At 39.6% G+C, this 23,219-nt stretch carries 24 protein-coding genes; 11 read left to right on the forward strand and 13 right to left on the reverse strand.

All coding sequences use genetic code 11. The features are described 5' to 3' along the window. Positions 1 to 47: 47 nt before the first annotated feature. The 4 genes from ACQK2H_RS04215 (at position 48) to ACQK2H_RS04230 (ending at position 3,854) form a co-directional block, all read left to right on the forward strand. Complete coding sequence (locus tag ACQK2H_RS04215; protein WP_425390223.1) at positions 48 to 1,151, forward strand: hypothetical protein; 1,104 nt, start codon at positions 48 to 50, stop codon at positions 1,149 to 1,151. 130 nt (positions 1,152 to 1,281) lie between these two features. Beyond that, positions 1,282 to 1,743 carry an SRPBCC family protein gene (locus ACQK2H_RS04220; RefSeq protein WP_425390224.1) on the forward strand — a complete coding sequence of 154 codons (462 nt, stop codon included), beginning with the start codon at positions 1,282 to 1,284 and terminating at the stop codon, positions 1,741 to 1,743. Between the two features lies 1 nt (position 1,744). Beyond that, a complete protein-coding gene (locus tag ACQK2H_RS04225) occupies positions 1,745 to 2,851 on the forward strand; it encodes a hypothetical protein (protein WP_425390225.1) in 1,107 nt (368 codons plus the stop codon). Continuing rightward, entirely contained in the window at positions 2,844 to 3,854 is a 1,011-nt protein-coding gene (locus ACQK2H_RS04230; RefSeq protein ID WP_425390226.1) for an alpha/beta hydrolase family protein, read from the forward strand. Before ACQK2H_RS04225 ends, ACQK2H_RS04230 begins: the two co-directional genes overlap by 8 nt. A gap of 91 nt (positions 3,855 to 3,945) precedes the next feature. On the opposite strand, the gene ACQK2H_RS04235 is transcribed toward ACQK2H_RS04230, so the two are convergent. Further along, positions 3,946 to 5,004 carry a helix-turn-helix domain-containing protein gene (locus tag ACQK2H_RS04235; protein WP_425390227.1) on the reverse strand — a complete coding sequence of 353 codons (1,059 nt, stop codon included), beginning with the start codon at positions 5,002 to 5,004 and terminating at the stop codon, positions 3,946 to 3,948. Between the two features lie 584 nt (positions 5,005 to 5,588). On the opposite strand from ACQK2H_RS04235, the gene ACQK2H_RS04240 reads away from it, so the two are divergent. After that, positions 5,589 to 5,915, forward strand: coding sequence for a PadR family transcriptional regulator (locus ACQK2H_RS04240; protein WP_425390228.1), 327 nt, complete (start codon positions 5,589 to 5,591; stop codon positions 5,913 to 5,915). Continuing rightward, a complete protein-coding gene (locus ACQK2H_RS04245; protein WP_425390229.1) occupies positions 5,916 to 8,483 on the forward strand; it encodes an FtsX-like permease family protein in 2,568 nt (855 codons plus the stop codon). A 40-nt stretch (positions 8,484 to 8,523) separates the two neighbouring features. Here the strand turns inward: ACQK2H_RS04245 and ACQK2H_RS04250 are convergent, their stop codons facing one another. Together ACQK2H_RS04250 and ACQK2H_RS04255 are read right to left on the reverse strand one after the other, a co-directional pair. Continuing rightward, a complete protein-coding gene (locus ACQK2H_RS04250) occupies positions 8,524 to 9,297 on the reverse strand; it encodes a CPBP family glutamic-type intramembrane protease (protein WP_425390230.1) in 774 nt (257 codons plus the stop codon). A 2-nt stretch (positions 9,298 to 9,299) separates the two neighbouring features. After that, positions 9,300 to 10,268, reverse strand: coding sequence for a DUF5694 domain-containing protein (locus tag ACQK2H_RS04255; RefSeq protein ID WP_425390231.1), 969 nt, complete (start codon positions 10,266 to 10,268; stop codon positions 9,300 to 9,302). A 159-nt stretch (positions 10,269 to 10,427) separates the two neighbouring features. On the opposite strand from ACQK2H_RS04255, the gene ACQK2H_RS04260 reads away from it, so the two are divergent. Next, entirely contained in the window at positions 10,428 to 11,333 is a 906-nt protein-coding gene (locus tag ACQK2H_RS04260; protein WP_425390232.1) for a LytTR family DNA-binding domain-containing protein, read from the forward strand. Here ACQK2H_RS04260 and ACQK2H_RS04265 read toward each other — a convergent pair. Next, a complete protein-coding gene (locus ACQK2H_RS04265; RefSeq protein ID WP_425390233.1) occupies positions 11,327 to 12,520 on the reverse strand; it encodes a hypothetical protein in 1,194 nt (397 codons plus the stop codon). The genes ACQK2H_RS04260 and ACQK2H_RS04265 overlap by 7 nt on opposite strands. A gap of 94 nt (positions 12,521 to 12,614) precedes the next feature. On the opposite strand from ACQK2H_RS04265, the gene ACQK2H_RS04270 reads away from it, so the two are divergent. Next, positions 12,615 to 13,679 (forward strand): helix-turn-helix domain-containing protein, encoded by a 1,065-nt coding sequence (locus ACQK2H_RS04270; RefSeq protein WP_425390234.1) that lies wholly within the window; start codon positions 12,615 to 12,617, stop codon positions 13,677 to 13,679. On the opposite strand, the gene queG is transcribed toward ACQK2H_RS04270, so the two are convergent. The 3 genes from queG to ruvB form a co-directional block, all read right to left on the reverse strand. Beyond that, complete coding sequence (gene queG / locus ACQK2H_RS04275; protein WP_425390235.1) at positions 13,666 to 14,586, reverse strand: tRNA epoxyqueuosine(34) reductase QueG; 921 nt, start codon at positions 14,584 to 14,586, stop codon at positions 13,666 to 13,668. The two genes, ACQK2H_RS04270 and queG, sit on opposite strands and share 14 nt — an antisense overlap. A 79-nt stretch (positions 14,587 to 14,665) precedes the next feature. Beyond that, positions 14,666 to 15,265, reverse strand: coding sequence for a superoxide dismutase family protein (locus ACQK2H_RS04280; protein WP_425390236.1), 600 nt, complete (start codon positions 15,263 to 15,265; stop codon positions 14,666 to 14,668). A 42-nt stretch (positions 15,266 to 15,307) separates the two neighbouring features. Continuing rightward, positions 15,308 to 16,333, reverse strand: coding sequence for a Holliday junction branch migration DNA helicase RuvB (gene ruvB / locus ACQK2H_RS04285; RefSeq protein ID WP_425390237.1), 1,026 nt, complete (start codon positions 16,331 to 16,333; stop codon positions 15,308 to 15,310). A gap of 68 nt (positions 16,334 to 16,401) precedes the next feature. Here ruvB and ACQK2H_RS04290 point away from each other — a divergent pair, with 68 nt between their 5' ends. Together ACQK2H_RS04290 and ACQK2H_RS04295 are read left to right on the forward strand one after the other, a co-directional pair. Further along, entirely contained in the window at positions 16,402 to 17,430 is a 1,029-nt protein-coding gene (locus ACQK2H_RS04290; protein WP_425390238.1) for an FAD:protein FMN transferase, read from the forward strand. Positions 17,431 to 17,480: 50 nt separating this feature from the next. Beyond that, entirely contained in the window at positions 17,481 to 18,191 is a 711-nt protein-coding gene (locus tag ACQK2H_RS04295) for a zinc permease (protein ID WP_425390239.1), read from the forward strand. Here the strand turns inward: ACQK2H_RS04295 and ACQK2H_RS04300 are convergent. Next, positions 18,188 to 18,910 carry a hypothetical protein gene (locus ACQK2H_RS04300; protein WP_425390240.1) on the reverse strand — a complete coding sequence of 241 codons (723 nt, stop codon included), beginning with the start codon at positions 18,908 to 18,910 and terminating at the stop codon, positions 18,188 to 18,190. The genes ACQK2H_RS04295 and ACQK2H_RS04300 overlap by 4 nt on opposite strands. A 59-nt stretch (positions 18,911 to 18,969) precedes the next feature. On the opposite strand from ACQK2H_RS04300, the gene ACQK2H_RS04305 reads away from it, so the two are divergent. Further along, positions 18,970 to 19,923, forward strand: a complete 954-nt coding sequence (locus ACQK2H_RS04305) for a zinc dependent phospholipase C family protein (protein WP_425390241.1) — start codon at positions 18,970 to 18,972, stop codon at positions 19,921 to 19,923. A 336-nt stretch (positions 19,924 to 20,259) separates the two neighbouring features. Here the strand turns inward: ACQK2H_RS04305 and ACQK2H_RS04310 are convergent, their stop codons facing one another. The 5 genes from ACQK2H_RS04310 to rplM form a co-directional block, all read right to left on the reverse strand. Next, positions 20,260 to 20,385, reverse strand: coding sequence for a hypothetical protein (locus ACQK2H_RS04310; RefSeq protein WP_425390242.1), 126 nt, complete (start codon positions 20,383 to 20,385; stop codon positions 20,260 to 20,262). Positions 20,386 to 20,609: 224 nt separating this feature from the next. Then, on the reverse strand, positions 20,610 to 21,440 hold the full coding sequence (tsf, locus tag ACQK2H_RS04315; RefSeq protein ID WP_425390243.1) for a translation elongation factor Ts: 831 nt from the start codon (positions 21,438 to 21,440) through the stop codon (positions 20,610 to 20,612). 93 nt (positions 21,441 to 21,533) lie between these two features. Further along, complete coding sequence (rpsB, locus tag ACQK2H_RS04320; RefSeq protein WP_425390244.1) at positions 21,534 to 22,301, reverse strand: 30S ribosomal protein S2; 768 nt, start codon at positions 22,299 to 22,301, stop codon at positions 21,534 to 21,536. Between the two features lie 7 nt (positions 22,302 to 22,308). Further along, a complete protein-coding gene (gene rpsI / locus ACQK2H_RS04325) occupies positions 22,309 to 22,695 on the reverse strand; it encodes a 30S ribosomal protein S9 (protein WP_425390245.1) in 387 nt (128 codons plus the stop codon). Between the two features lie 6 nt (positions 22,696 to 22,701). Further along, on the reverse strand, positions 22,702 to 23,145 hold the full coding sequence (gene rplM / locus ACQK2H_RS04330; RefSeq protein WP_425390246.1) for a 50S ribosomal protein L13: 444 nt from the start codon (positions 23,143 to 23,145) through the stop codon (positions 22,702 to 22,704). Between the last annotated feature and the right edge of the window lie 74 nt (positions 23,146 to 23,219).

The following is a 23,219-nucleotide window of genomic DNA, read 5'->3' on the forward strand; positions in this document are numbered from 1 at the left end:
TAATCGTTTCTTTGGATGAATGACCTATTAAAACTTTACTTCTTTTTATGAGAAAAATTAATTGCCGAATAAAGCAAGGCAGTCCATATGCAGGCTTGTTGCTAATACTTTGCATTGTTTTAATTTCCGGTTTTGTTTCGTGTCGAGAGGATTGCCCCATTACTCCGATGGATCGGTCACTGTCATTTGAGTCATTTGGTTTAGAGGGAGAGACAGTAAACGAGATCAGAATATTTGAAAATCAATTGATTGCAGCAACAACTAGTGGTCTATTCATAACCAATATAGATGAACCAAATTGGCAGTCTATGACTACACTCAGTGGCAAAAACTTGAAGGCAATCGAGTTTTTATCATCAACTCATTGGATTGTATCTGAATGGGAATTGGAGGATGGTAATCTTTATTTTACAAAGGATGGTGGTCGTTCATGGAACCTCCTAGAGAACAATTTCGGACGGGAGTATGATCAAAACATATTAGATCTTGAATACGATCATGATCAAAAACGGCTATATGCGACAGGCTATTTTGTTGTGGCATATTCAGATGATTCTGGAGAAACCTGGAAAACACTAATTGGTGACTGGGACTATTTAGCAACTGGGCTTGATTTCGTAGAAAAACACCCTAATAAAAATGAGCTTTGGACCGGTGGACAGAATGCGATCGAAGGAATTATATTATGTCAGTATAATTTGAATAGTGGGACTGAAAACTGCATGATAGACTTACTAGATCCGGTAAGTTCTGCAAAGGATGTATTGTTTGATGAGGAGGATACGGGCTTTGTTATGGTGGGAGCAGAGGCAGGTATTACTGTATCCCGAGATGGTGGGGCGACCTGGCAATTGTCCAAAAATGATCGTGATAATTATAAGTTCACTTTTGGCTTGGAGAAGGATTTTTATAATTCAAATATTATTTACTCAGGTGGATGGTTAAAAAAAGGAAGTGATAAACCACAACCACTTGTCCTATCGGTTTCCAATGACAATGGTCAAACATGGAGTGATCATACATTTAGTGATGACAAAATATATGGTGGAGTTTTGGATATGACATCATACATAGATAATGGTAATCAAAGTTTATTCTTAGGACTAGATAAAGGTGGCGTCTATAGGGTACATATTAATAGACCGGATTAGGAGATTGGGAGCTTAATTCACAAAACAATCATACTTTTTGTGTCATAAGTGATTTGAGACAACTGAGACCATCTAATTTGTCACTGATCATTTAAGTGTTAGCCTACATTTGGTTAAAAAGTTATACCAAATGAACGAAACAACTATTACTGCTTCTCGAAAGATAAATTGCCCATCCTCTCGCGTTTGGGAAGTGCTTTCGGATTACGGAAATATTGCCAACTTCCACCCATTGGTGAAGCGATCATATGCTACCAATACAATTAGGGGCTTGGGGGCAACAAGACACTGTGATTTACTACCGATGGGGGCTATGGAAGAAAAAATCACCAATTGGGAAGATGGCAGGTCTTTTGTCTCAGAAGTAATGGGAGGGAAAATGTTACCACCTTGTCATTTCATGAGGGGAATTGTTCAGTTACAACCATCGGAAGAAGGGTGTGAAGTTCACTTTACATTTTCATATGCCTTAAAGTTTGGACTTTTGGGCAAATTCATGAACCTCTTTTTAAAGCCTCAGTTTGAAAAAGGTCCTCCGAAGTATCTGTATGGACTAGATCAGTTTGTTTCATCGAATCATTCAACCAAGTAGTATGAAAACCATTTTGAAATCAATACTAATAGCATTCTTTACACATACAGTTGTACACAATGCAGTATCACAGCAAATTAACATTTCCTTTGACCTGACCAATCCGGAAGAGACTATCCGATTGTTTAAAAAAGCTGAATTGAATGGAGCTGATCTTGAACGATTATTAAACCTCGAGTCTACCAAGGCCCTGTTGAAGAAGATGCAAACAGGAGATTCGCTTGTAGTTTCATCGTTGCTCGCAGCAAAGGCAGGCCAGTCGGCAAACAGCAATCAGGCTAGGATGCAGTATGAAATGATTGTTGAGGACCTGGATCAGTTAGAGAGATTCGTTTCAGACTTGAAATCAAATGAAAAATTTTATGAGAAGTGGCTCAATGATGAGCTGGGACCTTATATCTCAAAGGAACAAAATATAGAAGTCGAAATAGTAGGAATTCTGGGTGGTCACTCTACCGGTTACACGTTTGGAGATTGGGATAAGTTTTATATCAGCCTTCATCACATGAAGGGTGATCCTGATTTCATGCTTTCGATATTTAAGCATGAGCTTTTTCATAATATCCAGTCCTTCAGGTTTGATGGCAGAAGGATTTATGATGAACTAAAAGGGCAGGGGGAGAGCGAATACAATGCTGACTATGTGAGCTATCTGTTATTTGAAGCACTATACCTGGAGGGGACCGCCACTTACCTGGATCGATGGATGGATAAAAAGGAAACGGCAGCCAATGAAGGATTTATTGACAGAGGGAGGCGTAGCGCTCAGAGAGGTAAATATATATTCTATCTCTTTGATCGTTTGATCGTGGATGTACAATCAAAACCTTCAGATACAGAGCTTAATTGGATTTACAATACTTTTTTTACCACAAAATTTGATGAAGCCGGATACTACATGGGCATGAAAATTACTGACTATGTGCTGGAGAAATCCGGAAATGATTTGACCTATTATATGGATCTAAATCCAATTACTCTGATGGTAGACTACTTGAAGTATTCTGCTGATGATGGTAAGGTCTTCTATCAATTTTCTGAAGAGTTCAGAGAAACAGTGTTTAGGTTATACAAGCAAGTTAAGAATTTACAGAACTTCGATGAGTAGGTATCGAATCATGGAGTGTGCAACAGGTGTATCTAAACACATTGTGCTTTCATTCCTATTAGCCGTTACCATAGGAACTGTGTTTAGTCAGAAAAAGGTTAGCAGAAATCCTTATTTTAAATATGTCTTACCAGGTAGCGGAGATAGCACTACGTTTTACCTTTCTGAATTTAATAAAGACCGAAAACTCCCTCTTATTGTTTTTATTCAGGGATCGGGTTTTAACTCATTATTTTCTCGGCAGCAATCATCAATAATACCCACAAGCGGACATATAGATCTAACTTATTTAGCAAAGGGAAAAGCGAAAATACTAATCGTTGAGAAGCCTGGTGTTAGATACCTGGATGAATATGGACCAGGAGAAAGGAATATGTATTTTGATGCTAATTTCTCATTGGATTCGTGGAGCAGAAGGGTAGCAAAAACCATTAAGCACGTAGTTTCAATTGAACAAGTCAAATCAGATAGCATAATGCTAATCGGTCATTCAGAAGGAGGGGTTGTAGCAGCCAAGGTGGCCAAATTAATGCAAGGCAGCATTTCCAAAGTTTGTATCCTGGCAGGAGAAGGAACCTCGCAGCTATACAGCCTATATACCTTTGCTAAATCAGGTGTTTTTTTCAAAGAATATGGGAAAACTGAAGATGAGAGACTCACGTATCTGCTGAAAACGTGGAATGATATACGAGCCGATTCAACAAGTACTACTAAATTCTTCTGGGGCTTTACCTATTTGCGATGGCATAGTTTTCTTCGGACATCCGTTCTCGAGGAGCTTTCTTCATTTAGGGGTTCTGTACTCATTATGCAAGGTGAAAAAGACACTCACGTAGCTCCAGAATCAGCACGGATATTGTATTCAGGTTTATTGGCTAAAGGGGTAAAGTCAAAACTTCTGATGATCGAAGATGCGGATCACTCATTTAATTCCTCAAATATCACCCATTTAGATGGGTGGAGTCAAGCACTGGAGCAATCATTAGAATGGATGCTAGAATGACATGAAAACTACGATTCAATAAATACAAAACAATTGATGCTTTGAAGCCAAGCGTTGTTATTCTTTTAGTTTTCTTGCCGGCAAGAGACTACTATCGATTCGCTAAATACTCAGCAGGAGTTACGCCGTACCTCTTCTTAAATGCCCGATAGAATGTGGGGCGTGAATTGAACCCGGCATTTTTCGCGATACCTTCGATATTGTAGATATTGTTTGTATCATTCTCTGCCATTGAGATGAATTCTGCTAGTCGCTTATCAGTGAGGAATTCCGGTATGGTTTTACTGTATGTATTTTTAAAAAAAACTCTAAGGTCTTTTTGGGGGACGTTAAGCACATTGGCTAAAGCATTGGCGTTTAAACCGACATTCGTATGGATTTTCTCCTTATCTATAAGTGCATCAAGCCTTGGTTTTAGATCACCTGGTAGTCCAACTCCATAAGTCACGTTTTTTGGTTGAATAAATTTTTTAAAGCGGATGAGAACAGTGTATGCGTAAAATGGAATTATAGCAAACACAATGTAAAAGAAGAGTTTTTGAAATAAGTAGAATGGATCATCAGGATTGGAACTAATGTCAAAAACAATGCTAATGATTATTCTCAATGAGATAAAAAGCACATAAACAGTAATACCAAAAACGAACCAAGCAATTTTGAACCTAACACTTTTTAATATTTCCTTCCACAAAGAATTAGTTCTAATTATACTAATCATTAATCCCCCATAGAATACACTTAAGCAGAAAAGAGTCGTATAGGAAATGAGGTTATAAACCTCGTTGCTGCACACACTTTGCAGGGTGCTGCCGGAGGAATATAAAAAGGAAAAAACCGAGAGCAATATTGGGACAATTGAATGGTACAAAATCGACTTCATTTGCACGGAGGCAATATGACTTTTCATGAAGAAGTATAGTAATGGAGAAAAGAAACCTGCCAATGATAGACCCACATAAAAATCTAAAAATGGTGTCTGCCCAACAAGCTTATACAGAACAATTCGAGAAGAATTGGAGGCATAAATAATTACAAAAAGTCCAAGAAATCGATTTTGAACCGTAACGTCTAAAATCAATAATGTCCCAACAATCAGTGATTGAAGAAGTAACAAGGCAGTAAATCCATCAGTGAATGTTAGCTGCTCCATAGATTATTTCTGTTCGTTTTGTATGCCCCATTTATTCGTGAATTCTATGAGCTACTAGTAAAGTCTTAAATAGGTACGCAAAATACGAATTTATCTTTTTGCTCGTCACCCTTAGGAAAGATTTGAAGAAGGCCGGTGGTAAGCTGATTAAATTAAAAGAATAAGGGAATACGATTTGATACTGGCGCAAGTCCTAAAAAAATGTAGATCAAATTCAAAAATAGGATTAGACACCCTGATAGATTCAGAAAAAATTGACTAGATATTTATTTTACCTACATGTCTCAATTCAGATTTTGAAACAAATGCAAGTCGTATTTCTATCTAAATCAGCAATAAATTTCAAAATTATATCTCCTAACCAAGGAAAAGTTAGGTTACTAATTCGATCTTCTCATACGGTTAGGTAGGAGGGAAGTCATGATGGCTTCCTTCTTTTTATGTATAGGAAAAACCCAATGGTGCTTATTGCTACCAGTGCCTTTATCATCAAACCCAATAAAAATAATTTAAACCATAAACCGTGCAACCCTTTCTACTTTGACAAAGTATATAGAAATATTACTTTGACAAATCATATAATAATGAAAGGTGAATATCTAGGTGAATTTGAAGAATTAGTTCTACTGACCTGCCTCATCTTAAAGGAGGATGCCTATGGAATCAATATCGTGAATGAAATAAAGCAAAGGATGTCCAGATCTGTAAATCTGAGCTCTGTCCATGTAACCCTATATCGACTTGAAGATAAAGGTCTGGCGAAATCATACATGGGAGGCACTACATCAGATCGAGGGGGTAGAAGAAAAAGAATATTTGAACCTACTGACAAAGGAATGGAAGTACTCCAGGAGCTAAAAGCAAATAAGGTAAACATCTGGAATGCTATACCAGAACTAAAACTTAGCTAAATGAAGCATTTTGAACAAAGGCCGATTATCAGATTCTTCAAATTATTTTGTCCGAAATCCTTGCAAGAGGCAATATTGGGTGATTTGGAAGAACAGTACGAAATGAATAGATCCTCAAGGTCACGGCTATTAGCGTCATTCTTACTTAGCTACAATGTGCTGCGATTTTTGAGGTATGGAATCCTAAAACGAAATCAATCCAGTCGTATTCATTACTCTTTCCCGATCCGGAGTTTCATGAAGGTGTTTTTCCGATCGACCAAAAGAAACATATCCTTTTACAGCATCAATGTCATAGGAGTGGTTATCAGTCTTACAGTGGCTTTGTTCATTTTAACCTATGTTAAAAATGAAACTACCTATGATCATTTTCACAAGAATGCCGATAACATCTATCGAATTGTAGGAAAGCGAATCTATGGTGCCTGGTTCCCTCACATTAGCTTAAAACACAGTACACCAATTAAGAATCAGGATTTTTCATGGGCCACCAAAGTGTCCAGGTTGTCGAGAGTACCTGATCGTTACGTCACTGTTGGAGAAAATAGATTCAGCGAGTCTAAAGCATTGGTTTTGGAATCGGGTGATCCCTTCTTTGATCTGTTCGATTTCAGACTGAAAAGTGGAGTAACCAGCGATGAAGCAACAAAGGTCAACAACACCGTTATCTTAACACAGGAGAGTGCTTCACGTTTTTTTGGTCAGGAAAATCCAATTGGAAAACCCATCTATTTTGATTCTGTGCAGGTGGTGGTTAGTGGTGTTATGGAGAGTCTTCCGACTAACACGCATTTCGATTTCAATATGTTGCTAGTCAATAATGAATATTTTTCTACAAAAGCATCTGCCTTCATCTATTTCGAGAAAAATGCTACTCCAAAAGAGAAAATTCTGAATGATATCATGGCTTATGCCCAAAATGTGGAAGGACGAAAAACACTGGTAGAAGCTGACCTTCAAAACATTAAAGACATTCATTTGGGTTCAAACCTTACATTCGAGATGAAGCCTGGAGGAAACGAAGAACAACTTTCCATCTTCATACTCATTGCGGTTATTGTCTTGATTATCTCCAGTGCCAATTTTGCCAATATCTCAGCAGCTATTTTTGCTAAAAGAAGAAAGGAAATTGCAGTGAGAAAAGTGCTGGGGAGCCGCAAAAGCAGTCTCTCTTTTCAATTTCTATTTGAATCGATTCTTCTTGCATCGTTCACCATTCCAGTCGTTTTTATACTTTCATTTTACTTACTGCCTTACTTTAATGATTTCACCGGAATCAACTTTTCGCCGAGGCATTTACTAGCTCCAGAGATGGTCATGCTCACATTTGGTGTTGCTTTTTTGGTCGGTTTCCTTGGTGGGATTTATCCATCAGTGGTCATGCCGCAAATAAATGTTCTCGCTCTTTTCAAGAATCATACCAGACCAGGGAAACTTCATATCAGAAAGCTGCTCGTCACTTTTCAGTTTGCATTATTAGTGGGGTTAGGTACCGCTTCATTTTTTGTGAATCAGCAAATGCATCACATATCCAATTTGAAGACAGGATTTAAGAAGGAAGGGTTACTTAAAATTAAGCGTGCCTGGGATATAGAAGGAGCCGAAAAGATCAGGGCATTCAAAAATGACCTGGCAAGTCAGGCATTTATTTTATCTGTTTCCGAGGGCCAGGTTCCTGGTGATGAAGATTATCCTATGAAGTATAAAGCAGAAGGAGTGGATGACCTCTTTGAGGATGCTTTGAGTATTCCGACCGATCCAAACTATTTGAAGACGTTGCAAATCAAGAAAATGTACGGGCCTTATTTCAACGAAGAGCAGCATCCGAATCTATCCTTACTAGTCAATGATTCTTTTGTACGTAAGATGAACTGGGACGATCCAATAGGTAAAAAGATCAATGCAAATCCTACTTCCGAAAATCCAAAATGGATCCCCGTAAGAGGTGTGTTTGAGGACTTTAATTTTTTCTCCCTTCACCAGGAAGTATCTCCAATTTTTCTATTTATCCGGAATGAGCGAGAATACATGAATAGAAATGTACTGGTTCGCATCAATCTTGAAAAATCGAAGGAGGCATTTGAATGGATAGAGAAGGTCTGGAATGACTATATGCCGGATACCCCTTTGGATTATGCTTTTGTGGAGGACGATATTCAGTCTGCATATGTTAATGATCAAAAAACTGCCAACATTAGCACCGTGCTTTCGGTCATAGCTATGCTAATTGCAATTCTTGGACTAATTGGTATGACTTCTTACATGACCACCCTGAAGGTCAAAGAAATAGGAGTTCGTAAGGTGCTAGGAGCCTCTAGTTGGCATTTGCTAATCCATTTCAATAAAGAATACGTACTCCTGATACTAATTTCTACAGTGGGAGCATCTAGCCTTAGCGTATATTTTTTAAAGAACTGGATTCAAGATTATGCTTATCAAATTGATATGAACCTCATCTACTTTGCTTTAGCTGGTGTTTTTCTATTTCTTATCACCTTTTCAACAGTCAGTGTCGAGGCGCTTAAGGTTATTAGGAGAAATCCGATAAATGCCCTTCGGCAGGAATGAAATGGTGTGAATTAAATTCACACCATTTCTTCTAAAATTCTTACACAGCTTTAATCACCACATCCATCAGATAATGCACTACTCCAAGCCAAATGATATCCCTGCTTCTGTATGCTGTGTACAAAATGAATGTGGTTAATCCACCAGTCAGGAAGAAGAAGGTGACGATATGGCTTATAGGATCTCCCTCGGCAATGGAGCCTGGCACATGAGCGAAGGCAAAAAGTACTGCAGGAATTCCGATTGCCCATTTGATTCCTGCGGCCCACTTCAGTCGAACGAAAAGGAACGCAAGTGCCACGTTTTCGAAGAAGATAGCTGGAAAATTGGATAACGTTTTCAATTGTACCGAGGAGGTGAAAATCTCCGGAATGCGTGCCCACTCTCCTCTGATTCCTGTGAAAATAACGATTCCAATAACTGAAGCAATAAGACCATATGCCAACTTCAGAAGAATTCCATTTGAGGAAATAAAAATCGTTTTGAGTGATTGCCTACGAATGACCAACGCCAAAAATATGGGTGAAAAAATGATCACATTATTCAAAGGCCAAATGAATGCCTGATTCATGAATGGGCTATCTGTTTTTGGAATCAGGTAGCCTGCTGAGAATAGCTGCCCAACTCCCATCACACCTATGCAGGCGATTATGCCTATTCCAAAATCAATCCATGGACGGTAAGGTGACTGAATGGGATCAACCTCCCATGACCACCCTTTCTTGTTGAGTAAAAACCACAATAAGCAAATACTCATATAAGCGATCGTGAGTGGTATAATGAAAAACGCGTTTGATTGCATGATCTCTTCCATGATTATTGATTTTGAGTGTTTAGTATTTGACCGTATGTGGTGACATTATGACCTTCTGCTTCCAGGAATCGTTTGATGTGCGTGACATGCGCACTACCTACTGTCAGGAGGATGTTTTGAGCACCATTTGCGTTTGCCGTTTCAATAATTCGATTGGCCATTATTTCATTTCGATTTAACCAATAGTCTTTGATGAACTGGGCTTCTTCCGATTTCGGAAGTCTGTTGGGAAGATCATCGATCAGGTTTGAAAATGCATCTTGAAATTCGTCACTATTAATGAATTCGATGAGTTTTCCAGCTTTTTCTGCCTTCTTATACTTTTTCTGGGTTTTGAGATAAACACGTATCGGCTTCCATTTTAAACTGAAGAAAAGCTTCTTCATCACCTTACTATTTGCTGCAAGGAATTCCTTTTCACCATCCCGGTAGTCGATCCCATATAAGTGATCTATTCCTAATCCCTGAGCTGCCGGAAACACAATGAGGCCATACTCTGATTTTGACTGGTCACGATAGTATTTGGAAAAATATTCCAATGAATCTCCATCATTCAAGACCTGGAACCATTGATAATAGCCATTCCAGAAATCATAGCTTGCATAAGCCTTTGCGCCTTTCATTATTTTTTTATTAGCACTGTATGCTGTCCAGAAATCAATGTTTCCATGATTAGGCAGATTATCATGACTCGACTCAGTATTTTTCAATGTATCTCTTAGTCGATCGGCTCTCTTCATCGTATTGGGCCAGATTTCTTTAAGGCTGGCAGTATCAGTTATTGGAATAGCCTCAATGCAAATCATATCCGGGCTTAGTTCTTCAATGAATGATTGAGCCTCATTAAAGCTTTGCAACGGCTGGTAGTCTTTATTAAAGCTGTGGGCAGTACCAATAATTGTAACGTTGATTTTCTGAGCAATTGACCAGCTGCTGGTTATTGCAAAGAGGAGTGTTATGATTGTTTTCATTGCGTTTGTTTTTCTTCAAATCACGCTTGGTTTAAAATCGCATTGTTAGAATGTTGTCTCAATTCCGGTTTTGATTGTCTGAAATCGGAGTATTTCGAAATAGGCTGTAAGGGCGGGATTGTCTGAAACCACTATATTGACGTCTGAAATCTGACAGCTATGTGGCTATCGCTCAACTATGATTTGCTCAAAAACTGGAAAGCAGTGATTCTCACCTCTGCCGTGGTGGTATTGATCTATCAGGTGCTGGTTTATTTCCACCCTGAAAATCTGGGGTGGACGGAGAGCGAATATTTTTCCTGGTCTAATTTGTTTCGCTTTGTTTTTATCGATCAGATGCTGATTGAGTGTATTACGGTCGCAATTATTTTCTTTCTAATCAGAAAGTATGCACAGTTTCGGTCGCTGAATCAGATCAAGTTGCAACCCAGGGAAATACTGCTTTATGAGCTGAAATTTCTCCCTGTTCTATTGCTGGCTTTTTTTGTGTTTGCTCCGTTTACCCTGACGGTTCGCTTTCTTTATCACTCACTTCCTGATCCGGATTGGTCAGAATACTTCGACGAATATTTTTACAGCACCCAACTCTACATTGTTTACCTATTTCCGTCATTGCTGTTTGGCTATGGGATATTAAATGTGAACCTGATCATTCAATATAATCAGCAATTGAACGAAACGAAATCCACGCTGATCAAAGAGAAGAATCGGAAAAAGAAGGAACGACTTTGGGCAACTGATGATTTTGGTGAGGTTTTTTTGGATGTAGAGCGAATTCGGTGGATTGTTCGCGAAGACCGAAAAACCTTTGCAGTCACAGAATCGGAAAAGTACCGCCTAAAAGAAAATATTTCACAACTAGAAGAGAAGCTACATCCTGAGCAATTCTTGCGAATCAACAGAAGCACCATCGTAAACCTGGAATGGGTACTGAATTATTCCTTCTGGGAAAATGATAAATATATTCTCCGAATGAAGGATGAAGGGCAAACGGAGTTTGTGATGAGCCGAGAGCGATTAAATAGAATTAAAGAACAGCTCTTGGACATCCAGTCTAGTCAATAATTAACTTTTGGATATTGGTCATCAGGAGAAATCAATAGCAGGTCGTAACTCATGAGTTCAAACGCATAGCTTTTGGTTGTTGTAATTTCTCCTCGCTGTAGCTTTTCCCTTAAAGGTCGAAGATCAACCACCGTCCATTGATCTTTTGAGCCAACCTCAAGGAACAACGAGGTGTTTTTCCATGCAGCTTTTCCCACATTGCTTTTTCCGTTTCGATAGGTGATCAGGTGGCGGATGTTCAGTAATTCAGTATTATTTGAAGCAGCTTTTTCTGTCAGGAATTTACCCATATCATTCACTCTAAAATGAGATAGACCATGAGTGAGGTGTATGCCTCCCAGCTTTAAAAACACTTTTGACTTAGGACCGTGTTGATCCAGGTATTTTTCAAAATTCTGTTTCATGTAATCAGCTCGCTGCTGGTTGCTCCCTTGACCGGTCGCTGATTTGCAATAAATATCCCAGCTGGTCTTTAGATCACTTATGATTTTTTGGCTTGTAGAATCCTCAAGAAAGCTGAAAAAGTGATTGAGTGCCTTACTTTCGGGATACCAACAATCGATGTATTGCCCTTTGTATTTGTTTTTGTAAATGACTTTTTTGATGGTTGATTTAGCTTCCTGGTAAGCTTGTTTGTAGGCCTCATTTTGTAAGCCACTATTTGCATGCAGATGATCAATCAACATTTCGTGGGAATAAGCGAATTCCTGATCCAGGCCCCAGAAGGTGAACCCTAGTCTAGCGGCTTCTTCTACAAAAACAGCATCCTCTATCTTATTTGCGAAGATCATAGGTGTTTTGGACTGCCCTTTTTTCCCGTATTTTCTGTTTAATTCTTTTATGCCATTGAGCGTCTCATCAGAGTTTTCGGTTATTTCCTGTAAAATTCCAGCTGAATTGGGACCCATTTCAATGGCGAAATGCTCGAACCCTTTTTCATCTAAAACATTGAGTAAAGCTTTGGTAAAGAAGCTCAATTGAGCAGAATTGTGGACTTCTGCAAGTCCAACATATTGATTATCTCCAACCCAGTTCAGCCATTTTTCTCTGGCTTCTCCTTCCAGTTGGTTTTCTGCATTAAGCGAGAAGCGAAAGGCAGATTCCTCTATCATTTGAGAGGTTAATGGCTGCTGAGATCTGCCGATCATGGAGATGGCAAGTAAAATGAACAGGATATTAATACGCATACTTTTGTCGAAGCTTGTTTGAGACAAATCTGGTCAACAATTTTGAGAATTTTCTTCGTAATTTGTCCGTTCACATTCAGGTGAACAAAACCGGATGCCATTATTCAACACCTATCAGCTGATTATTTTTCTAGGACTCATCAATGGGTTCATTCTTCTTATAACTCTGTCTGGTTTGCCTGGAAGGTTTAGACGGCCTGGAAGATTTCTCGGTTTTTTTGTCTTAGGCTATAGTATTTATGTGGCAAATTGGACCGTCATTCCATCCATAACAGCGCATTATGATGTGCCACCTTTATGGATTCCTTCTCTCTATTTTTTGCCAACTCTTGCTTACTTCTTTGCCCAATCAATTACGAGAGGAAATGAAGCATTCACTTTTAGAGACAAACTATTCTTTATACCAGGAGTAGCTGACACCATTTATCAATTGTATAAGTGGGTAACAGCATTAATCGAGGGTGGGGGGTATTACTTTCCGTTAGATGATCGGCAAGAATTTTTCATTTATGAGGGAATTGGGATTGTTCTCAGTGCGTTTTGTTTTTCACAGATTTACCTGCTCGTCCGTAAATCGCAGCTCAAGCAAAACGCTACCTATCGATTTTATCAGTTTGCATTTTATTTTTTGATTTTTGTGCTCTTCAGGTGGATGTGCCTGTACGCCGTTGACTTTTTCATGCCTTCCTTGCTGTCATTTGAATTGCAATTCGTTTTCTGGCTCATGGATCTTTCCTGTTTTTTCATTCTTGGCTATCGCAATTTGATGGCACCCAATAAGTATAGCAATAAACTTCCTACACTATCAAAGAATGGAGGTAACTCGCACCCGTTGCTTACACTTTTGCACGATAAAAAGCTTTACACCAACTCGGAGCTTAGCCGCAGAGACCTGGCAGATTTAATGGGAGTTTCGGAGGAAAAAATATCTCGAGTATTGAGTGAGGAATTGGATGTTACTTTTTACAACCTGATTAATAAGTTAAGGGTGAATGAATCAAAACGATTACTGGATGATGGAGTAGCTGATAAACTAACAATGGAAGCCATAGCAAATCAATCAGGCTTTAAATCCAAGACAACTTTTTACAAGTTTTTCAAGAATGAGTTCGGAGTGAAGCCATCCGAATATGCAAGGAATACTTCTAGTCTTCAATAAACTTGATATTTCTTTTCAATCCCTCAAACTTTGTTCGTTTCACAGCAGATTTCTTAAACACCTTTTGAAATACCTCTTTCGTCATTTCTTGCCACTCCTGAGTTGAAAACTCTTCCCAGCCCTGTGGCTTGAAGGCGGGTTCGGCGTGTGGTTTTGAAAATCGATTCCATGGGCATACATCCTGACAAATATCACAACCAAAAGCCCAGCCTTCCATTTTGTTTTTGAATTCGGTTGGGATTTCATCTTTCAATTCAATCGTCAGATAGGAGATACACCGGCTGCCATCCACAACGTAAGGTTCAGGAATCGCATCTGTTGGACAGGCATCTTGACAAGCTGTGCAAGTTCCACAATAGTCCTTCATCGGACCATCGGGTTCCAATTCTAGATCGATGATTAACTCGGCCAAAAAGAAAAAACTTCCCATCTCGCGATTAAGAAGCAATGAATTTTTTCCGACCCACCCAAGTCCACTTTTGGCCGCCCAGGCTCGTTCGTGCACGGGGGCAGAATCCACAAATACCCGGCCTTCTACTTGACCAATTTCCTCCTGAATTCTGTTCATGAAAGTCTTCAACTTATCCTTGATCACAAAGTGATAATCCTGTCCGTAAGCGTACTTTGCAATTTTCGGTTTATCCTCTGATTGGTGGGTTTTTTCGGGATAATAATTGTAAACCAGCGAGACGACTGATTTTGCACCTGGCACGAGCTTGGTCGGATCTAATCGTTTATCGAAGTGATTTTCGAGATAGCCCATTTTTCCTTGATAGCCTCTGGATAGCCATTCTTCGACCTTAGGGGCTTCATCTTTCAGAAATTCAGCCTTTGAAATACCGCAAAAAGAAAAACCTAAGTCGGACGCTATGCTTTTGATGAATGCTTTATGGTTTGAATGAGCCACATGACAAATGTAGTATCCAAAATGTTTGGTAAACTGCTAGCTGGCAATAGAATCAGAATTCATGCGGACACTATTCAATCTAAATGCCAATGGTTGGAGCTAGCGTGACAGTGCCACCTGCAATTTTGGCGTTCATATGAGCACCTGGCTCATGTTTGTGATTGGGATCACATTCATTTGCGAAATCTTGAGATTTATGATGAATAAATAATACCGTGCCTAATATGTCAGTCTCATCTTGTGTGCCAACGCTCCACAGATCTGTCTGTAGCTCAAACTCACCATCACCATTATCGTCCACCTGGATATTTCCAACATCCCCTGCGAAAGGTTTTAGCCAAAGCCTCCCCATACTTTTTACTTCACAAAAAGCAACAAATTTCCCTTGATTCCAATGTCTTCCGGGTTCTTCTAGTGTCCCCATGTGCAAATGCATGGCATGAGCTGTATTTGGCTCCATGCCATTTACTCTTAGCTTAAAGGTTGTTACTCCATCTTGAAAAGCGAATGTGACAAAACCCATCTGATCGCCTAGTTCATAGGTTTCATCGTCTTGAGCATCTACCCAAAATATAGCTGCATTGGCTAAAACTAAAGGTCCCGGTTCAGGAGCTGGATCGTCACTTTTGCAACCAATTAATGTCAGGGTCAAAATCAGTAGTACGCTCGTTATTCTCATTTGGAAATCTTTTATGATTAACAATTCACAAAAATTAAACCATTAAAACAACGACCCGGTTTGTGAGGGTGGTAAAATTCCCAAATGTTTATAAGCCAATTCAGTGGCTTCTCTACCTCTGGATGTTCGCTTGATGTACCCTTCCTGGATTAAGAAAGGTTCGTAGACTTCTTCTATGGTTTCCGATTCTTCACCACATGCTGTAGCAATGGTGCCTAATCCTACCGGTCCACCTTTAAACTTATTTATGATGGTTGACAAGATTCGATTATCCATTTCATCCAATCCATGATCGTCTACATCCAGTGCCTTAAGCGCCACTTTTGAGATATCCAGTGTAATTGAGCCATCACCCTTAATTTGAGCAAAATCACGGGTTCTTCTAAGGAGGTTGTTGGCAATCCGAGGGGTGCCCCTACTTCGCCGAGCAATTTCAAATGCAGCCTCTTCGTCAATTATGGAATTGAGGATATCTGCAGATCGACCAACAATTTTTGTGAGCAGTTTTGAATCATAGTATTCCAACCTCGCATTGATGCCGAAGCGTGCGCGTAGCGGAGAGGTTAATAGACCCGATCGTGTAGTTGCCCCAATGAGTGTGAATGGATTTAACTCAATTTGAACAGAACGGGCATTTGGGCCTGAGTCCAACATGATGTCGATGCGATAATCCTCCATCGCAGAGTATAAGTATTCCTCAACAACCGGATTCAGTCGATGGATTTCATCAATGAACAGCACATCGTGTGGCTCAAGGTTGGTGAGAAGTCCGGCTAGTTCACTTGCCTTATCTAACACAGGTCCCGAAGTTACCTTGATGTTTGACTGCAATTCATTGGCGATAATGAATGAGAGGGTGGTTTTACCAAGACCCGGAGGACCGTGTAGTAATACGTGATCCAAGGGTTCGGTTCGCTGCTTGGCAGCTTCCACAAAAATCTTCAGATTTTCGACTACCTTCTTTTGCCCGGTAAAATCAGAAAAAGAGAGAGGCCGTAATGCCTTTTCAATTTCTTTTTCAGTGGATTCCATTCCATCTCCGTCTGCTTGTAAGTAGTCTTCTCTCATCAGCCTCAAATATAATCTACAATGCGGTTGAAGGCGATTGATTTAGTTTTGCGATTAAGATAAAGGCAATGAATAAAAAGCGACTAATTATTTTTGGTATTGGACTTGCGATGACCTTTTTGATCGTCTCATACCTACGAAGGGATTCACCGGGTTTACATCACATTCAGGGGCAAACGATGGGAACAATTATCTACAATGTGAAATATGTGGATAGTGAGATTAATGGGTTGGATCAAATGATTGCCCAAAAGCTGGTAGATTTTAATCAGTCGCTTTCAACTTACATCCCGGACTCTGAGATTTCAAGATTAAATAAACAAGGAACGCTGACTTATGAATCAAATTTTTTTCTGCCAGTATTAGAGGCGAGTCAGGAAGTTTATGAAAACACCAATGGCACGTTTGATCCAAGTATAGGCCCATTAGTGCAAGCATGGGGGTTTGGTCCGGATAAAAGGATTCCAAACCTGGACTCAACAAAAGTAGATTCCTTAAAGAGCGTAATTGGATTTGGAAAAGTGAGGTTTGATAGGGAAAAAGTATCACTTCCACCAAAATTTCAGTTGGATTTCAGTGCCATTGCCAAAGGCTATGCGGTAGACGCGGTAGCCGAGTTATTGGAATCAAAAGATATCGACAATTACATGGTAGAAATAGGAGGAGAGGTAAGGTGTAGAGGGAAAAATGATCAGGAGAAACCATGGGCATTAGGCATTGAAGACCCAACGGTTGCGTCTAATGAGCAAGAACTCATGGCAATTGTAAGGCTGAAAGATTTGTCACTAGCAACCTCTGGTAATTATCGCAACTATTATGAGAAAGAGGGGAAGATCTATGCTCACATCATAGATCCGCGAACCGGATATACCGCAAAACATAACTTGTTAAGTGCATCTGTCTTTGCAGAAAATTGCATGATGGCAGACGCGTACGCTACAGCATTTATGGTGCTTGGATTAGATTATTCTAAAGAAATACTCAAGGCTCAGAATCTGGATGCAATTCTGATTTATCGTTCAGAAAATGGAATTGAAAGTTTTGTTTCCGAAGGTATTCGACCATTTTTGGAAATGAATAAAGCAGGAGGGAATTAATCATTTAAAGTATTAGTTATCACATTCTGCGTATTTCGACCTAATCAAAAATGACGTTAACCTTAATAATTCTTATTGGCTGTACAATACTCGGAGGGTTAAGCATAAACCTTGTTCCGAAGCTTAAAAACAACCTTCGGCTTCCATTGATATTTGCCGGGTCGTATTTATTTGCGATCACTATCATCCACATCATACCTGAATTGTTTTCTCTAAGCGATGAGCCTTCTATTATTGGACTTTATGTGCTTATAGGATTCTTCATGCAGCAGTTTTTGGAGTATTTTTCTTCAGGAGTAGAACATGGACATGTACACACGCATAAGGCGGTTTCAACAGGAGGCAGGTTCTCCATTATTACCGCACTAATGATCCATAGTTTACTGGAAGGAACATTGTTAACGCATGATTCACCATTCCATGAAAAGCACGAGTCTTATTCATTATTGCTTGGAATCGTCTTACATAAAATGCCGGCAGCATTTGCGCTGATGGCCACTATGCAGGGACTTGGTAAGAAAGCAATCTACCTGCTAGTATTGTTTAGTCTGGCATCACCAATCGGATTGATATTAAGCGATTTTATCTTGATGTCAGAAGATGTTGTTCTCATTGTCTTTGCTATTGTTTGCGGCAGCTTTCTTCATATTTCCACTACCATTTTTGTAGAAGCAAGTCCCGAACACCACTTTGGTTTAAATAAGATTCTAATCAGTTTAGCTGGCGCATTAATGGCTATTGTAGTGGAATTTATTGCTTAGCTGTCTTTTACGTCGATTAGCTCTATTTGCAATGTTTGACCGGCATAGTTGTGAATGATCATTTTCACAAAACCCAGGTCATGATGAAACCAAAAATTATGTGTCGATATACCGAATGGCGCTGATGTGTATGAGTCAACATGCCACGCTTCGAGGGAGCTAAAGGGTGTTTCAATTTCCTCATAACCGACGATTTCGTAATTATTTGTCAATGTTGAATTGGCCCAGTCCCCCCAGCCATCGTAGATGCTTAAGGTACTTGACCATTGCACACCGGGCTCGATTCGCAATCGAATACTCGGGAATGGTGCCACTTCAGTGAAATTGTACTGATTGGATCTGAATGGATGCATCCAAATTTGATTCTCATTTTCAATCACTCCTGTCGCCTCTTGTTTCTGCCATAATCTATCATTTAACCCTTTATTTATAGCATATTCGTTGATTCGTTCCACATCTGTGCTGTCGAATTCATAGGCGATAAGCAACTCATTTTGTCTGTCAGAAAATTCCCAGGCATTTCCTGTTGCCATTATCCAAACTCTACTCTCAGAGATAAGATTATTTTCAGTGTCCCAAAATTTAGCCATGTAAGTGAGCTCTCTGCATGGCTTAAAAACCATGTGTCCGGCAGATTCATTGCATGTTTTTTCAGTGAATGGACTTTCGGAGGTGCAACCAAGCAGAGCGATACTAAATAGTAGCAAAATTCTATACATCTTAAAAACTTAATTGTGATTGGTGTTTTAAGCTATTCATTTTTTTCTAATTTCATTAAATGAGATTGCTGCTACTTCTAATTGCACTGGTTTTTCCTTGCTTTTCCCAAAGCTGGGGGTTCTTTGCACATAGAAAAATCAATCGTTTGGCGGTTTTTACACTACCCCCGGAGATGATCGTATTCTATAAGCAAAACATTCAGTATATCACTGATAAGGCGGTTAATCCGGACATGAGAAGATATGCTGTAAAGAATGAGGCACCAAAACACTACATTGATATAGATATTTATGGTGATTCTGCCGTATACAAAATGCCTCGATATTGGGATGATGCGGTTGAAAAATACACGGAAGACACGCTTCAAGCGTATGGAATAGTGCCATACCATGTAAACCGTATGTCCTATTGGCTGATCAAAGCGTTTCAAGATAAAAATGCAGATCAGATTTTAAGACTCTCCTCTGATATGGGACACTACATTGCTGATGCCAATGTGCCTCTCCATACTACAGAAAATTACAATGGTCAGTTTACCGGACAGTATGGCATCCATGGGTTTTGGGAGTCGAGGCTGCCGGAACTGTTTGCTGAAAACTATGATCTATTGACTGGCAAAGCAGAATACGTTGAAAATTTGCAGCTTTATGTCTGGGATGCGGTAGTGAAAGCGCATGAAGCACTTGATTCGGTACTTTTATTTGAAAAGCAACTAACAATAAAATATCCTGAATCGAAGAAATATGGCTATGAGGAGCGAGGAAACTCTACCATCAGAACCTACTCCTATGATTTTTCAAGAGATTATCATCGGAGATTAAACGGTATGGTTGAGCGAAGGATGAGGTCTTCCATCAAGATGGTAGGTGATTTTTGGTTTAGTTGTTGGGTGAAGGCCGGACAGCCTGACCTTTCAGGCTTGTTGACAGATGTTGAGTTTCAGGACTCTACTTTTGTGGTAGATCCAAAGCTACAACTTCGAAATCATGAGGCGGGAATAGGGGGAGATTAGGCTTATAAGTGCTGAAATAGTACTAAATAAAAAAAGCCAAGGCATAGTTATCCTTGGCTTGTCAGGTCTTGCTGGTTGAAAAGACCCTTATATTGACATTGCTATGATAGCAAGATACGCAAGGCCAAGCGATGCGATTCTTACTAAAGTTCCGGTTTTCACAAACTTGCGAGTAAGTACGGCCGGATCGATATAGTTCACCTGTTTGTCCATAACATTCTTTATGTAAAAGTCCGAATATCACCTCGCATTCGGTATGTGAGTTACTCCTAGATACACGTAAGCATAATACTTAGTGAAAAATTTAGGAATGGAGGCTTATAAAGTGCTTAAATCTTAAAAAGACATAGCCAGGATAGCCAAATAGGCAATTCCTAAGGATGCGATGCGCACCAAAGTGCCTGTTTTGATAAACTTTCTAGTGAGAATTCGGTGTTCAACGTAATTAGTGTGATTGTTCATAGCTTTTAGGGTTAGTTAAACGTATTCGTTTAATTCATACTTACTTAAACTACTGTCACTTTTAGAAGTTGATTTAGATCGATGAATCACCACATCATTGGTACCTTACCTCTGATATTCTCGATGAATCAGGTTATCCCGAAAAGTCACACCCATTGCCGATAGGGTATAAAAAAAGCCATTGGACAATTTGTCCAATGGCTTTTTATGATGTTTTATTCGGATTATCCGATAGAAACTCTCTTGAACTCAGACACTGTCAATCCTTTAGACACTGAATCCAGGTACTGAGCAATCGACTGTTTATTGTCTTTCACAAAAGCCTGGCTAAGTAAGGTGTTCTCTTTGTAGAACTTGTTCAACTTACCCATCGCGATTTTTTCTATGATTTCTTCAGGTTTACCTTCCTGTCTTGCTTGATCCTTTCCGATTTCGATCTCTTTTTCTACGATTGCAGGATCTACACCATCTTTATCTACAGCTACCGGGTTCATTGCTGCAATTTGCATTGCCACATCTTTACCAGCTTCTTCTACGTCAGCTCCGTTCACATTTTTCAACTCTACCATCACACCAAGTTTACCATTCATGTGAATGTATGGTACTACAGCTTCTCCGGTAAGTACTTCAAAAGCCTTCACTTCTAGTTTCTCACCAATCTTTCCAGTAAGCTCAACGATTTTCTCACCAACAGTAAGGTCACCTAAGCTAAGGCCATTTAGCGCTTCAATATTTTCTGGTTTTTCAGCAAATGCTGCTTCAGCAATTTGATTCCCAAGTTTTACAAATTCATCGTTTTTAGCAACGAAATCAGTCTCACAAGTGAATGCGATGAGTGCTCCCTCAGTTCCAGCGTCGTTTGTTTTCGCAAATACTACTCCTTCAGAAGTCTCTCTGTCAGCTCTTGATGCTGATACTTTCTGTCCCTTCTTTCTCAAAAGCTCTACTGCTTTATCAAAATCACCTTCTGCTTCTGTTAGCGCCTTTTTGCAGTCCATCATGCCGGCACCAGTCATTTGCCTTAATTTGTTTACGTCTTGTGCTGTAATAGCCATTTTATTTCTTGGTTTTAATATTCTACAAACAAAAATTGAACACCGAAATAGACGATGTTCAATCTTTATGTTAAGATTCTATGGTAATAAATTTTATTCTGCTACCTCAGACTTTTCGTCAGCTGCTTTTTTAGCCGCTTGCTCTTCAGCTTGAGATTGCTCCTCTTTATCTTTTTTACGCTCTGCTAATCCTTCTTCAAGAGATTTTCCGATGTAGCTAGTGATCAATTTAATTGACTTATAAGCATCATCGTTACCCGGGATAGGGTAGTCGATCTTGGTAGGATCAGAGTTTGTATCAACAATCCCGAAAACAGGGATGTTTAATTTTTGTGCTTCAGCTACTGCAATGTGCTCTCGCTTGATATCAACCACAAAAAGTGCAGCAGGCAATCTGTTAAGATCAGAAATACCACCTAGTACTTTCTCTAATTTATCTTTCGCACGGCTAACCATCAATCGCTCACGCTTTGCCATGTTTTGGTAAGCTTCTTCTTTCATCAACTTCTCCATACCGGCCATTTTTTTCAATGACTTTCTGATTGTTGCGAAATTGGTAAGCATACCACCTTGCCATCTTTCTGTAACGTATGGCATGTTTAGTCGCTGCGCTTCTTGCTCTACAACCTCTTTAGCCTGCTTCTTGGTAGCTACGAACATTACTTTACGTCCGGATCGAACCACTGCTTTCATTGCTTCAGTAGCTTCATCAAGACACACTAATGTTTTGTGAAGGTCGATAATGTGAATGCCATTTTTCTCCATGAAAATGTAAGGAGCCATGGCAGGGTTCCACTTTCTGGTAAGGTGTCCGAAATGAACACCTGCATCCAATAGATCTTTATGTTCTAGTTTTTGCATCTCAAAATTATCGTTTACTGAACTGGAATCTTCTTCTTGCTTTTCTTCGACCTGGCTTCTTACGCTCCACCATTCTGGAATCCCTGGTTAGGAATCCTTCGGATTTAAGCGGGCTTCTAAACTCAGCGTCTACCTCTGTAAGCGCTCGAGCGATAGCCAATCTGGCTGCCTCGGCTTGTCCGGCAGGTCCACCGCCAGTTACGTTTACACTTATGTCGAAATTTCCATCCTGCTCCACTTTTGCTAGCGGTTGCTTTACGATGGTTTGAAGAATTTCGGAAGGGAAGTAAACGTTAAGTTCCTTATCGTTTACGGTTATTACACCTTTCCCGCTCGTCATATAGATACGAGCTACTGAGGTCTTTCTCCTCCCTATGGTATTAATTCTGTCCATTCAGGTTTATAGTTTTACTTCTTTTGGTTTTTGAGCTGCATGTGGATGCTCTGCACCCTCATATACATATAAATTTTTGAAAAGCTGTCGTCCAAGTCTGTTGATTGGCAACATGCCTTTCACTGCTTTTTCCACTAAAATAGTAGAGGACTTTGCCTTAATGCTATTTGGAGTTTCAATGCGCTGACCGCCAGGATATCCTGTGTGACGAACATATTGCTTGTCGGTCCACTTGCTGCCAGTTAATCTGATTTTATCAGCATTGATCACAATAACGTTATCTCCACAATCTACATGTGGAGTGTACGATGGCTTGTGTTTGCCTCGAATCATTTTAGCAACCTCACTTGCCATTCTACCAAGTATCTGAGAATCAGCGTCTACGATCACCCAATTCTTTTCTACAGTTGCACTGTTTAATGATACAGTTTTAAAGCTGTTAGTATCCAATTTTATATTGATTTTATAATGTCAAAATCTGTCCTCTTGAAAAAGGGACACAAAAATAGAAGTTTGTTTCGAGA

This window comes from Ekhidna sp., from assembly GCF_965228795.1.
Lineage (GTDB): Bacteria > Bacteroidota > Bacteroidia > Cytophagales > Cyclobacteriaceae > Ekhidna.

What these genes read in the sequence shown, in the direction of transcription:
- ACQK2H_RS04230 (WP_425390226.1), top strand. Translation starts at nt 2,844, where the DNA reads ATGAGTAGGTATCGAATCATGGAGTGTGCAACAGGTGTATCTAAACAC.
- rpsB (WP_425390244.1), bottom strand. Translation starts at nt 22,301, where the DNA reads ATGCAAAAACTAGAACATAAAGATCTATTGGATGCAGGTGTTCATTTC.
- ACQK2H_RS04235 (WP_425390227.1), bottom strand. Translation starts at nt 5,004, where the DNA reads ATGGAGCAGCTAACATTCACTGATGGATTTACTGCCTTGTTACTTCTT.
- ACQK2H_RS04255 (WP_425390231.1), bottom strand. Translation starts at nt 10,268, where the DNA reads ATGAAAACAATCATAACACTCCTCTTTGCAATAACCAGCAGCTGGTCA.
- rpsI (WP_425390245.1), bottom strand. Translation starts at nt 22,695, where the DNA reads ATGGACAGAATTAATACCATAGGGAGGAGAAAGACCTCAGTAGCTCGT.
- ACQK2H_RS04260 (WP_425390232.1), top strand. Translation starts at nt 10,428, where the DNA reads ATGTGGCTATCGCTCAACTATGATTTGCTCAAAAACTGGAAAGCAGTG.
- ACQK2H_RS04280 (WP_425390236.1), bottom strand. Translation starts at nt 15,265, where the DNA reads ATGAGAATAACGAGCGTACTACTGATTTTGACCCTGACATTAATTGGT.
- tsf (WP_425390243.1), bottom strand. Translation starts at nt 21,440, where the DNA reads ATGGCTATTACAGCACAAGACGTAAACAAATTAAGGCAAATGACTGGT.
- ACQK2H_RS04220 (WP_425390224.1), top strand. Translation starts at nt 1,282, where the DNA reads ATGAACGAAACAACTATTACTGCTTCTCGAAAGATAAATTGCCCATCC.
- ACQK2H_RS04265 (WP_425390233.1), bottom strand. Translation starts at nt 12,520, where the DNA reads ATGCGTATTAATATCCTGTTCATTTTACTTGCCATCTCCATGATCGGC.
- ACQK2H_RS04225 (WP_425390225.1), top strand. Translation starts at nt 1,745, where the DNA reads ATGAAAACCATTTTGAAATCAATACTAATAGCATTCTTTACACATACA.
- ACQK2H_RS04250 (WP_425390230.1), bottom strand. Translation starts at nt 9,297, where the DNA reads ATGGAAGAGATCATGCAATCAAACGCGTTTTTCATTATACCACTCACG.
- ACQK2H_RS04295 (WP_425390239.1), top strand. Translation starts at nt 17,481, where the DNA reads ATGACGTTAACCTTAATAATTCTTATTGGCTGTACAATACTCGGAGGG.
- ACQK2H_RS04290 (WP_425390238.1), top strand. Translation starts at nt 16,402, where the DNA reads ATGAATAAAAAGCGACTAATTATTTTTGGTATTGGACTTGCGATGACC.
- ACQK2H_RS04305 (WP_425390241.1), top strand. Translation starts at nt 18,970, where the DNA reads ATGAGATTGCTGCTACTTCTAATTGCACTGGTTTTTCCTTGCTTTTCC.
- ACQK2H_RS04300 (WP_425390240.1), bottom strand. Translation starts at nt 18,910, where the DNA reads ATGTATAGAATTTTGCTACTATTTAGTATCGCTCTGCTTGGTTGCACC.
- ACQK2H_RS04310 (WP_425390242.1), bottom strand. Translation starts at nt 20,385, where the DNA reads ATGAACAATCACACTAATTACGTTGAACACCGAATTCTCACTAGAAAG.
- ACQK2H_RS04245 (WP_425390229.1), top strand. Translation starts at nt 5,916, where the DNA reads ATGAAGCATTTTGAACAAAGGCCGATTATCAGATTCTTCAAATTATTT.
- ACQK2H_RS04240 (WP_425390228.1), top strand. Translation starts at nt 5,589, where the DNA reads ATGAAAGGTGAATATCTAGGTGAATTTGAAGAATTAGTTCTACTGACC.
- ACQK2H_RS04215 (WP_425390223.1), top strand. Translation starts at nt 48, where the DNA reads ATGAGAAAAATTAATTGCCGAATAAAGCAAGGCAGTCCATATGCAGGC.
- ruvB (WP_425390237.1), bottom strand. Translation starts at nt 16,333, where the DNA reads ATGAGAGAAGACTACTTACAAGCAGACGGAGATGGAATGGAATCCACT.
- ACQK2H_RS04270 (WP_425390234.1), top strand. Translation starts at nt 12,615, where the DNA reads ATGCCATTATTCAACACCTATCAGCTGATTATTTTTCTAGGACTCATC.